Source organism: Leptotrichia sp. oral taxon 879 str. F0557 (genome assembly GCF_000469385.1).
Taxonomy (GTDB): domain Bacteria; phylum Fusobacteriota; class Fusobacteriia; order Fusobacteriales; family Leptotrichiaceae; genus Leptotrichia; species Leptotrichia mesophila.
This window is the reverse complement of the sequence record NZ_KI271338.1, coordinates 23701-35841: the sequence shown is the minus strand read 5'-3', so window position 1 is coordinate 35841 and position 12141 is coordinate 23701. Positions and strand designations below refer to the sequence as shown.

At 29.5% G+C, this 12141-nt stretch carries 13 protein-coding genes; all 13 read left to right on the top strand.

Annotated features, from left to right (window positions below):
- The first annotated feature begins 466 nt into the window (after positions 1-466).
- Positions 467-1846 carry a UDP-N-acetylmuramoyl-L-alanine--D-glutamate ligase gene (gene murD / locus HMPREF1552_RS07810; RefSeq protein ID WP_021744608.1) on the top strand — a complete coding sequence of 460 codons (1380 nt, stop codon included), beginning with the start codon at positions 467-469 and terminating at the stop codon, positions 1844-1846.
- A gap of 40 nt (positions 1847-1886) precedes the next feature.
- Positions 1887-3059: an FtsW/RodA/SpoVE family cell cycle protein gene (locus HMPREF1552_RS07805; RefSeq protein WP_039901419.1), complete on the top strand. Its 1173-nt coding sequence runs from the start codon at positions 1887-1889 to the stop codon at positions 3057-3059.
- Positions 3060-3108: 49 nt separating this feature from the next.
- A complete protein-coding gene (gene murG / locus HMPREF1552_RS07800) occupies positions 3109-4161 on the top strand; it encodes an undecaprenyldiphospho-muramoylpentapeptide beta-N-acetylglucosaminyltransferase (RefSeq protein WP_021744606.1) in 1053 nt (350 codons plus the stop codon).
- Positions 4162-4190: 29 nt separating this feature from the next.
- Complete coding sequence (gene murC / locus HMPREF1552_RS07795) at positions 4191-5552, top strand: UDP-N-acetylmuramate--L-alanine ligase (protein ID WP_021744605.1); 1362 nt, start codon at positions 4191-4193, stop codon at positions 5550-5552.
- 303 nt (positions 5553-5855) lie between these two features.
- Complete coding sequence (gene murB, locus HMPREF1552_RS07790) at positions 5856-6710, top strand: UDP-N-acetylmuramate dehydrogenase (protein WP_021744604.1); 855 nt, start codon at positions 5856-5858, stop codon at positions 6708-6710.
- A 166-nt stretch (positions 6711-6876) separates the two neighbouring features.
- Complete coding sequence (locus tag HMPREF1552_RS07785) at positions 6877-7545, top strand: cell division protein FtsQ/DivIB (RefSeq protein WP_021744603.1); 669 nt, start codon at positions 6877-6879, stop codon at positions 7543-7545.
- A gap of 76 nt (positions 7546-7621) precedes the next feature.
- Positions 7622-8740, top strand: coding sequence for a cell division protein FtsZ (ftsZ, locus tag HMPREF1552_RS07780; RefSeq protein WP_021744602.1), 1119 nt, complete (start codon positions 7622-7624; stop codon positions 8738-8740).
- Between the two features lie 236 nt (positions 8741-8976).
- Positions 8977-9261, top strand: coding sequence for a 30S ribosomal protein S6 (gene rpsF, locus HMPREF1552_RS07775; protein ID WP_021744601.1), 285 nt, complete (start codon positions 8977-8979; stop codon positions 9259-9261).
- Between the two features lie 94 nt (positions 9262-9355).
- Positions 9356-9778, top strand: a complete 423-nt coding sequence (locus HMPREF1552_RS07770; RefSeq protein ID WP_021744600.1) for a single-stranded DNA-binding protein — start codon at positions 9356-9358, stop codon at positions 9776-9778.
- Between the two features lie 90 nt (positions 9779-9868).
- Positions 9869-10108, top strand: coding sequence for a 30S ribosomal protein S18 (gene rpsR, locus HMPREF1552_RS07765; protein WP_021744599.1), 240 nt, complete (start codon positions 9869-9871; stop codon positions 10106-10108).
- 171 nt (positions 10109-10279) lie between these two features.
- Complete coding sequence (locus HMPREF1552_RS07760) at positions 10280-10939, top strand: hypothetical protein (protein WP_021744598.1); 660 nt, start codon at positions 10280-10282, stop codon at positions 10937-10939.
- A 146-nt stretch (positions 10940-11085) separates the two neighbouring features.
- On the top strand, positions 11086-11664 hold the full coding sequence (locus tag HMPREF1552_RS07755) for a DUF937 domain-containing protein (protein ID WP_021744597.1): 579 nt from the start codon (positions 11086-11088) through the stop codon (positions 11662-11664).
- A 116-nt stretch (positions 11665-11780) separates the two neighbouring features.
- Positions 11781-12140 carry a fluoride efflux transporter CrcB gene (gene crcB, locus HMPREF1552_RS07750; RefSeq protein WP_021744596.1) on the top strand — a complete coding sequence of 120 codons (360 nt, stop codon included), beginning with the start codon at positions 11781-11783 and terminating at the stop codon, positions 12138-12140.
- The last annotated feature ends 1 nt before the right edge of the window (position 12141 follow it).

The following is a 12141-nucleotide window of genomic DNA, read 5'->3' as shown; positions in this document are numbered from 1 at the left end:
CCCTTACAACCCCGCTTAACGCAAAACTTTCTTAATAAAGAAAAAAGAAAACTCGCTTTTGAACTTAGGTTATTTTCAATATAAATAAATAAATTTTATTTAAAATACCTCCAAAAGCTCAAACAGTTCTTTTTTCTTTAACGAAATTTTGCTTGTTTAATTTATTAAAATAACTTTCGTAATTAAAATTAAAAGTGTCGTGATTTTTTGGAAATAAAATCAATTGTTTGAGCGAAGTTACACGTAGCGAGTTTTGATTTTGTTTTCAAAAAATACTTAGACGAGCGGGGATTGCAAAGGGGATGGCGACTGTTCCCCTTTGCGTTGAAATAAAAAATAACATAAAAAATAAAAGAAATAATATTTATTAACAATAATTTACTTTTATAAAAAATAATTTAGTTGAGTACTTAAGAATTTGGAATTTAGAAATATAAAATAAATAATAGAAAGAGGAAAGAATCACATGGATAAAAAGGGAATTGTATTTGGTGCTGGGTTAAGTGGGCTTGGTGCTAAGGAATTGCTAGAAAAAAATGGATATGAAGTGTATTTGATAGATGATAAGGTTGCAATGCCATCGGAAGAAGGAATAAGGCTTTTGAATGAGGAAAAGGTTGAATTCATAGTAAAAAGTCCTGGGATTCCGTGGAAGGCAGAACTTTTGAAAGTTGCCAAGGAAAAAGGTGTTAAGATTATTTCAGAAATTGATTTGGCTTATAAATATGTGGATAAAAATATAAAAATTATTTCGTTCACTGGGACAAACGGAAAAACTACTACATCTACTAAAATGGCAGAATTACTTAATTTTGCTGGGTTTCGTGCAAAACTTGCTGGGAATGCAGGTTTTTCATTTGCAAAACTGGTGGCTGATGAAGAAGAGCTTGATTATATTGTACTGGAGCTTAGCAGCTACCAATTGGAAAATAATCCGCAAATTCATTCAAATATCGCTGGAATAATCAACTTAACTCCAGACCATTTGACACGATATGATTCGGTAGAAGATTATTATATTACAAAGTTTGCGATTTTTGATAAGCAGACAGATGATGACTTTGCATTGATTAATCTGGATGATGAAGTTTTTGCAGAACTGTATGAAAGAAATGAGATAAAGGAGAAAATAAAGGCTCAAAAAGTATATTTGAGTAAAGAAACAAAAGGAACAGTTTTTGTTTATGAAAATAATATTCGTATAATGAAGGATTTGAGTAAACGGGTTGATGAAATTCAGAATTTTGGTGAAAAAATTGATGAAATTTCAGAAATTTTGTTAAAAACTGAAGAATTGTCATTAAAAGGTAGACATAATTTGGAAAATATGTTATTTTTGATAAGTTCAGCAAAAATATTAAATGTAAAAAATGAAAAATTAGCTGAATTTTTAAAATCAACGAACGCTCTTGAACATAGGCTTGAAAACTTTTTTGTGAAAGAAAATACAACGTTTATTAATGATTCTAAGGGAACAAATGTAGAATCAACATTAAAAGCAATTGATTCATTTAATAATTCGATTATTATGATTCTTGGTGGAGATGATAAGAAAATTGACAATATGCCTTTGATTAAAAGAGTTAAGGAGAAAGTTGACTTTGTCTATTTAATTGGAGATAATGCTCAGATTTTAATTGATGATATGGAAAAGGTTGGATATAAAAATTATAAAAATTTGGAAACAGTTGAAAATGTACTAAATTACTTGAAGGAAAATGTGGATTTTTCACAAAATCAGACAGTACTGTTTTCACCTGCAACATCGAGCTTTTGTCAATTTAAGAGTTTTGAACATAGAGGAAAAGTTTTTAAGGAATTGACACAAAAAATTATAGGAAAATAATTTTTATTTTTTTAGAAAAAATGTAATTTAGGAGAAAAAATTGAATAGTAAAAAAATATTGGGAACAAGTTTTATAATAATAATTTTAATTCTTTCAGCACTTAGCCTTATAACGATGGCAAGTCTGAGTTTCCCTAAGTCTCAGAGTGAATATGGGAATAGCTATCATTATCTGGCTTTTCAGGCAGGATGGCTAGTTGCAGGTGGCGTAGGATTTGTATTTACAGCAAATTATAACTATAGAAACTACAAAAAATATACAAAATATTACTATGCTATAGGTATATTTTTTCTAATGCTGGTGCTTATAGTGGGTAAAAATACGAAGGGAGCGACACGTTGGATTTCCATAGGACCAATATCCATACAGCCTTCAGAATTTGTAAAAATAATATTGATTATCACGCTTTCTACAATTATTTATATACTAAAAAGTAAAGATGCGAAAAAAAATAAAGGTGAAAAAGTAATAAACTGGATAAAGAAAATCCCGTGGGTATCAAGTTTTATAATCATGGTACCAGTCTTTATATATGCTGGTCTTGTCATACTGGAAAAATCTTTTAGCAGCACAGCTCAAATCATAATAATTGGAATGACATATCTTTTTATTTCAGAAATAAAGTATTCTGTAATATTGGTATATACATCCTTAATAGGTATAGGGGGCTGGCTTTCAATAACAAAGGTTGGATATAGGGCAAGCAGGCTAGCGGCCTACAGTTCAAAGGATAGCATTGTTTATCAGACACATCATTCTTTAATTGCAATAGCAAATGGAAAGCTAAGTGGAAGATTTTATGGAAATGGGCTTCAGAAATATAATTTTCTGCCAGAAATACATACTGACTATATTTTTTCAGGATTTGCTGAAGAAAACGGATTTATAGGAGTAGTGTTCCTTATGGGGCTATACCTGGCTATGCTTGTTATAATGGCAGTTACCTTGAAAAAAATAAAGGATGCCTATGCAAAATATCTTTTAGTGGGGATTTTTGTAATGTTTGCTACTCAGATAATTGGAAATATAGCAGTTGTAAGTGGAGCAATTCCTTCTACAGGAATTCCGCTTCCAATAATGAGCTATGGTGGAAGTTCCATAATTACAGCAATGACAGCACTTGGAATAGCATATAACATAATAAGAGCATTGTACAAGCAGGAAATGGGAGATAGTCTGGATGAGCTGAATGAAGTTGACTATTTGATGTAGTTTTGCAAAGCTTTAAAAATAAATTGAAAAATGAGAGGAATAATAAACAATGGAAAAAGTAGTATTTACTACAGGAGGAACAGGCGGACATATCTATCCAGCCTTGTCAATCGCAAAAAAAGTTAGAGAAAAAGGTATAGATACATTATTTATTGGAACAAAACATAGAATGGAAAAAGATATTGTTCCAAATGAAAATTTTAGATTTATAGGACTTGATGTGTTGCCATTAAGAAGTGTTAAATCAGTAATTAAAATGATAACGGCAACAATAAGTGCAATAAAATTGTTAAAAAAAGAAAAACCTACAAAAATTATAGCATTTGGAAATTATATAACAATACCAGTGCTAATAGCGGCTAATGTGTTACGAATACCGTATTATTTGCAAGAGCAGAATCATACCATGGGGCAGGCTAACAAATGGTTTTATAAAGGTGCAAAGAAGGTATTTATTGCTTTTGAAAATACGCTTGAAAGTATTAAGGAAAAATATAAAAGTAAATTTGTTGTGACTGGAAATCCGTTAAGAGAAGAGTTTTATGGGAAAAATAAGCAGGAAGAAAGGCAAAAACTTGGAATAAAAGATGATGAAAGAGTTATTCTTGTTATAGGTGGAAGTCTTGGAGCTAAGAATATAAACGAAGCTATTGTGAAAAAATGGAAAACAATAACAGAAGATGGAAGAATACGATTGTTCTGGGCAACTGGAAAAGATAATTATGAAGCATCGACTTATAGAATAAGAGATTTTGGAACAGCAGTAGTTGAGCCATATTTTGAAAATGTTCCAGAGCTCATGGCAGCTTCTGATATTGTAATCTGCCGTGCTGGAGCTTCTACAATTTCTGAACTTATTCAGCTTGAAAAACCGTCAGTATTGATTCCATACGATTTTGTTGGACAAAAAGAAAATGCAGATGTACTGGAATATGTAAATGGCGCAAAAATATTTACAAATGAAACAGTAGAAAAAGCAATAGACGAAACATTATCAATAGTGCGTCAGGCCTCAATGCTGGAATTTATGAGTGAAAATGTAAAAACATTGAAAAAAGGTAATTCAGCAGAAATAATAGTAAATGAAATGGGAATTAAATAAATTAAGGAAAAGAAAATTTGGAGGAAATTATGCTAACAAAAGTGAATAATGTATACTTTAGCGGAATAAACGGAATTGGAATGAGTGGACTTGCAAAAATTTTGGCAGCAGATGGATTTAATGTGGCAGGTTCAGATTTGGAAAGAAAGTCTGTAACACAAGATATGGAAGATATGGGAATAAAAGTTTATATCGGACAAATAGAAGAAAATGTGAAAGATAAAGGAATAGATTTGTTTGTATATTCAACAGCGATTAAAGAAACAAACCCTGAATATAAATATATTGTAGATAATAATATAAAAAAAGTCAAAAGGGGAGAATTACTTGCTGAAATAATGAATAGATTTGATGGAATTGCTGTGGCAGGAACTCATGGAAAAACTACTACAAGCTCAATGATGAGCGTGGCACTTTTGGAAAAGGAGCCATTTATAGTAGTTGGGGGAATTATTCCAGAAATAAGCAGTAACAGCCAGATTGGTAATTCAGAATATTTTATTGCCGAAGCTGATGAAAGTGACAATTCATTTTTGTACATAAAACCCAAATATTCTGTTGTAACAAATATTGAAGCTGATCACTTGGATCATCATGGAACTTTTGAAAATATAAAAAAATCATTTGAACAGTTTATTGATAGTACAGAAAAAATAGCCATACTTTGTAAAGATACAGTTGAAAAAGTCGGTCTTAATATAAAAAATAAAAATGTAGTGTGGTATAGCATAAAAGATGAAACAGCTGATATTTATGCTAAAAATATAAGAGTAGAAGATGGAATAACAAGTTTTGAAGTTATAAAAAAAGGTGAGGATTTAGGAACATTTAGTTTGAATATTCCTGGAGATCATAATGTTGCAAATTCACTTCCAGTGATTTACTTTGCTCACGAGTTCAAATGTAATATGAAAAAAGTAAAAGAGAGAATTTTTAAATTTAAAGGTGCAAATAGAAGATACCAAGTTATTTATGACAATAATTTGAGAATAATTGATGATTATGCACATCATCCAACAGAAGTAAAAGTAACAATTAATGCGGCACATAATACTGAAAAAGGCAAAGTAACTGTAATTTTTCAGCCTCACCGATACAGCCGTACAAAGTTTTTCTTTGATGATTTTGTAAATTCATTAAAAGATGCTGACGACTTGATTCTGCTTCCAATTTATGCGGCAAGCGAAGACAATACTTACGGCGTAAGTTCAGAATTGCTCGCAGAAAAAATTGGAGGAAATGTCAGAGTGCAAACTCAGGAAGAAATAGAAAGCCTTATAAAAAATGATAGAAATAACGGAAATACATATGTGTTTATGGGAGCTGGAAGCGTGTCGAGAGTGGCTCATGAGATTGCAAATGATTTGAAAAAGATGGAAATTGATAGTTAGTATAGAATAAAGTATGTTTTTTCAAGCAAAATTTCGTTAGAAAAAATAGTTGTTTGAGCTTTTGAAATATATTTTAAATTGAATTTATTTACTTGTTATTAAAATAACTCTTATTCAAAAGCGAGTTCTATTTTTCTTTTATAAAAAAGTTTTGCGTCAAGCGGGGTGAAGGGAAATGGTGCTTGATTTACCTGCTTAAAATAAATCTGAAATAGAGAAAATCAAAAATATTTATTAATTAAGAAAATATTTAATATAATAATGCTTATGTAAAGATTCGTAGAAAGTGAGAATAAAATAAGAATGGAAATAATAAAAAATGCCAAGATGAAGGAATATTCAAATATGAAAGTTGGCGGAACTGCAAAAGAGCTTATTTTCATAGATGATAAAAATGAATTAAAGGAAGTTTTACAAACTAGAAATAATATTTTTCTTTTAGGAAATGGAACAAATACTCTTATTAATGATGGAAATTTGGATATAAGTTTTTTATCATTAAAAAGATTGAAAAATATAATAGTTGAAGAAAAAAAAGTCGACTATGATCTGGTAAGAGTGGAAGCTGGATTGGACTTGGATGATTTGATAGATTTTATGGAAAAAAATAATTATTCAGGGCTAGAAAATATTACTGGTATTCCAGGATCTGTTGGTGGACTTGTAAATATGAATGGCGGTGCTTATGGAACAGAGATTTTTGACTGCATTGAAGAAGTGGAAGTTTGCAAAAATGATGGAGAAATTGTAAAAATTAAGACAACAGACTTGAACTTTAAATATAGAACCACTGAAATAAAAGAAAATAAATGGATTGTAATTTCTGCTCTTTTCAAATTTGGGTTTGGGTTTGACAAAGCTGCTTCAGAGGATAAAAGAGAACAAAGAAAAGTGAAACATCCATTAGATTTACCAAATCTAGGAAGCACATTTAAAAATCCAGAAGGGACATTTGCAGCAAAATTAATTTCAGATGCTGGTTTAAAGGGATATAGAGTTGGAGACGTGGAAATTTCGCCAAAACATCCAAATTTTGTTACAAACTTGGGAAATGCAACTTTTAATGACATAATTTCAGTTATTGAACACGTAAAAGAAGTGGTATTTGAAAAATTTGGAATAAAATTGGAAACAGAAATTATAATTTTAAAAAATTAATAATAATTTATTTAAAAAATGTATAGATAAAGAATTTTAGAATAATATCTATAATTTTTAAGTTTAGTTTCAAAATAATTTCGCAATTAAATTTAAATAAATTTATTTAATATATTGAATAAAATTGAAAAAAAGTGTATAATAATAGAAAAAATGGAGTTTGAATATGAAAAAGTCGATTAATGTATTGATTTTACTATTTTTATTGGCAGGAATGATGTTTTTTGGTAAAAGATTTATTGACACAGATTACTTCAAAGTTCAGGAAGTCCTAGTAAATAGTGATTCTAAGCTATTAAAACAGGATATAATAGTACAACTTGAACAGATGAAAGGTAAAAATATCGTATATTTAAATACCAATGAGATTGAAAGTCTTATAAAAAAAGATGTAAGAGTAAAAAAGATATCAGTAAAAAAACTTTTTCCAAGCAAAATTGAAGTTACATTGGAAGAGAAGCAGCCTTATGTATATGTAAAAAAAGGAAATGAAACTCTTCTTGCAGATAAGGATTTAGTCATTTATGGAGATATCTTGGAAGACCCTTCAAAAAATATTCCTGTAATAGAATATACAAATGATGAAAGTTTAAATGCAATAAAAACAATACTTTCTAAAATAAAAAATAAAGATTTTTATGCTATGATTTCTGAAATAAGACAATCTGAAAAAAATTATGAAATACTTTTAATTAATAATGTAAAAATTATAACAGATACACAAGTAACAGATAAAAAATATGAAGATGCATATAAATTATACGAAAGAATAAAAAAAGAAAGACCAGTAACTTCTATGGATTTAAGATTCATAGATATTGTTGTAAAACAATAATTGTAGTAAATAAGAGAAAGGAGAGGCTACTTTAATAAATTTTATAATACCAGCGTTTGTAAGTAGCAAAGGGAAAATGGATAACTTTAGTAATGTGGCAAAACTCAAGGTAGTAGGAGTAGGTGGAGCCGGTGGAAATGCAATAAATGACATGATTGAAAGCAATATAACAACTGTTGATTTTATAGCAATAAATACGGATCAGCAGGATTTAGATAGATCAAAGGCGGCAACAAAGGTGCTTTTAGGAAGAGGAATGGGAGCAGGAGCAGATCCTGAAAAAGGTAGGATTGCCGCAAAGGAGTCTGAAGAAAAAATAAAAGAAGTGCTGGAAGGAACAGACATGCTATTTATAACTGCTGGAATGGGAGGTGGAACAGGAACTGGAGCTTCTCCGATTATTGCAGAAGTAGCAAAGGCAATGGGAATTCTAACTGTAGCTATTGTAACAAAGCCATTTAGTTTTGAAGGGCCGCTAAAGAAAAATAATGCTGCAATGGGAATTGATAATTTAAAGGAAAATGTAGATACATTAATAGCAATCCCAAACGATAAACTTTTTGAGATACCAGGGATGAATATTTCGTTGATGAATGCCTTTAAAGAAGCAAATGGAGTTCTGAAAATGGGAATAAAAGGAATATCAGATTTAATAATAAAGCAAGGAACTGTAAATCTTGATTTTGCAGATGTAAAATCTATTATGCAAAACTCAGGTATTGCAATGTTAGGATTTGGAGAGGCAAATGGAGATGAAAAAGCTAAGAGTGCTACTGCTCAAGCATTAAACAGTCCATTACTTGAAAAATCAATCGAGGGTGCGAGAAAGATACTAATAAATATTACAGCAGGACCAGATATAGGGTTGCAGGAAATACAGGAAGTTGCTGAGACTGTTTCTAAACAAGCTGGACAAGCTAAGGCAAATTTATTATGGGGATTTATTATGGAACCCGAGTTAGAAGGTACAATAAGTGTATCATTGGTAGCAACAGATTTTGAAGAAGAATTTTTAACAAATATTAATAATTCAGATACTATTAGATTTGCGCCATCTGAAGAAGATAAGTTAGAAACAGAAAATCAAGATGAAGAAAATGATAACGAGAGTATTCATCTAAATGAAGATGAAAATTATGAAGAAAATAAAGAAGATGCAGAGGATTTTGTATTACCTCCATTCTTTGAAGAATAAAGATATTTATTAATAAATAAAAAGAAAAGCCTAATAATAAGGTTATTACAAACTAAATACAATATAAAACTACTGAATAAAATTTAGATAGTTTTATTTTTGTGTATAGAAGTATTCAAATACTAAATAATAATTTTTGAAAATAACTTGATTTTATTAGGCTTTTTTGATATAATAAAAAGACCTGCTCTATTTACAGAAGTAGGGCTAAAAAGCCATAGGAAAGGAGAAAGAAAATGAGAAATTACGAAATTATGTTTATTTTGTCTACACAATTGACAGATGAAGAAAAACAAGCTGGAGTTGAATTTGTAGAAAAAACATTGACAGCTGCTGGAGCAACTGAAGTTAAGACAGAAATTTGGGGAGATAGAAAATTAGCTTACCCAATTAAGAAAAAAGAAAACGGATACTATGTTTTAACAACATTCCAAGCAGATGGAACTAAATTTACTGAAATCGAATCAAAATTAAACATTAACGAATCAATTTTAAAATATATGATTGTTAAAAATGACTAATTTAAAATAGCGTTATTATAAGAGGGTTAAACTTATAAAAATTTGAGGTTTTGTTATTTTAAATGTTAAAAATATTAAAATAGGGGGAAAATTTATGAACGTAGTAATACTGATGGGAAGAATGGTAAGAGATCCTGAGTTAAAATATACTTCAGGAGGGAAAGCATTTGCCAATTTTACATTAGCTGTACAAAAAACAAAAGATGAAGCAGAATTTATTGATTGTACTGTTTGGGAAAAAACAGCAGAAACTATTGCAGAATATTTTAGAAAAGGAAATAAAATTCTTGTTCAAGGAAGATTAAATGTAAGCAGTTATGAACAAAATGGTGAAAAAAGAAGAATGACAAGAGTTGTTGTAAATAGTTTTGAATTTATTGAAAATTCAGGTAATGGTGGAGGATACCAACAACAGCAGACTTTTAACAATAACATCAGCAATAGCAAATCAGTACAAAATGATTCATTTGAAAATGATAACGATGATATGGATGACGATGAAGAGTTTCCGTTTTAATAATAACTAAGTAAATTTTGTAAATTAAAATATTTTGAATATTTTTGAAAAATAAAATTTACTATAAAAGTTTTTAGGAGGTGTAAATTAATGAGAGCTAAACCAGTTACAGAATTTAAAAGAAGAAAAAGAAGACCAAAAGTTAAATTTAAAGTAGAAGATATTAATTATAAAAATGTTGAATTATTGAAAAACTTTATGAATGATAAAGGTAAAATATCTCCAGCGAGAGTAACAGGATTAGAAGCTAAAGTTCAAAGAAAAATTGCTAAAGCAATTAAAAGATCTAGACAAATCGCTTTGATGCCTTATACAAAAATTGAAAAATAATAGTAATTTTATTTTTTGATAAATTTAGACTATTTAAAATAAGTTTTAACTTGTTATAGATAGTCTTTTTTTGTGAAAAAATATGGAAAAATTAAGATTTATATTGTATAATGTATCAAATGTATTTAAAAAGACATTTTTTTATATAATAAAAATTAGGCGGTAGTAAAAATGTTGAATAAAAAATTGGGGTTATTTTTAATTTTTTTATTTATTTTTATAATAGGTTGTAGTAAAAAGGAGAGCAAAGAAAAAGAAGAGAAACACAATAATGTACAAAATAAAACCACAAAAGAAAATGTTTTTTCGAATAATTCAATAGAGAAAATAATTGAAACTTTTACAAAAAAATCGAAAGAGAATAAGATAAGTATAGGAAATTTTGAAAAACTGGTATATGAGAACAAAAATTATTATTATGCCAAGATACATTCTAGAGGAGATGCTATTTATGCACTTGATTATAGCGGGATAAGTGCAACAAGTATATTTCTGAAGGTTAACAAGGTGGATGGAGCTAACTTGGGAATAATTGAAAATATGGTGGTTAATCTTATACAGGTATCTGATGAGAAAATTAATGACTCTGAAGCTAGAGCAATTTATACAAAAATCTTAGCAAGCATGAGAGAAAAGGAGCTATCAAGCTTATTATCATATACAAATGGAATAATATATGGAATAAGAATAGACTCAATTACAGGTGAATTCATATTTTTTGCTAGAGAATCAGAAAATGAAAATGCAGTTACAAGTATTCAAAATCTGAAATTTAATAATAAAAATGAAGGAACTTCTGAAAAAATAGTAAACCTAAAAGAAAAAAAATAAATATTTATTAATCTAAATAAACTTGGATTGTAAATAAAAAATTATTATTTCGTTCAAACTTTTAATATTATTTGATTTTATTGATATGAAAAAGATTTAGATATGAAAAAATAGAATAAATTATAATATAGAATTTAGGAGGTAAAATGAATTTAGAAGCATTATTTGGACTTTTACAGGGACAGGATCTAGGAAAATTGACAGAACAGATAGGAGGAAACAGTACGCAAGTAAAAGATGGAGTAACGGCAGCTTTACCTGCAATATTGGCAGCAGTTAATAAAAATGCAAATAACAGTGAAAAAGCAGAAGGGTTGAATAACGCATTAAATCAGCATGATGGTTCAATATTAAATAACCTTGGAAGTTATTTACAAAATCCTGATTTAAAGGATGGAGCAGGAATTTTGGGACATCTGTTTGGAAATAATACACAAAATGTGGCAAACGCTGTTTCACAGTCAAGCGGACTAGATAACCAAGGAAGCATGAAAATCTTACAAACGTTGGCTCCACTTGTATTAGGTGCATTAGGACAGCAAAAAAAGGAAAATAATCTAGATGCAGAAGGAATTGGTAACTTAACTTCAAACCTTGCAGCAAACTTTACAGGCGAAGGTGGTATTATGAGCATGGTTACAAATATGCTGGATGCAAATAAAGATGGAAACGTAATGGATGATGTAATGGGATTAGTTGGAAAATTTTTTGGCGGTAAAAAATAGAAAGTGTAAAAAATTAAGTATGAAATTAGGCAAAGGGACTATTTTATTTTTAAAGGTATCTCACAAAAGCCTAATTTTTTTTTAGATAAATTTTTAATTATTAAGGATGGTAAATAATGAAATTTTTGATGATTGGAATTGGTGGGGGAATTGGGGCGATTCTTCGATATTTGATTAGTGCTGTGCCTTTAAAAGTGAGTTTTCCTGTGCAGACTTTTGTTACGAATATTTTGGGAGCAATTTTGATTGGGGTTGTTGTTGAGATGGTGGCTGGGAAGCAGGTTTCACAGAATTGGAGTTTATTCTGGAGAGTGGGAATTTGTGGAGGATTTACGACATTTTCTACATTTTCGCTGGAAACATATAACTTGATTGAGAAAGGGAATACTTGGATTGCATTGGGATATGCGATTTTGAGTGTTGTGCTGTCAGTTGCAGGAGTTTTTATTGGAAGGGGAGTTGTTAGAGCGGCATAAA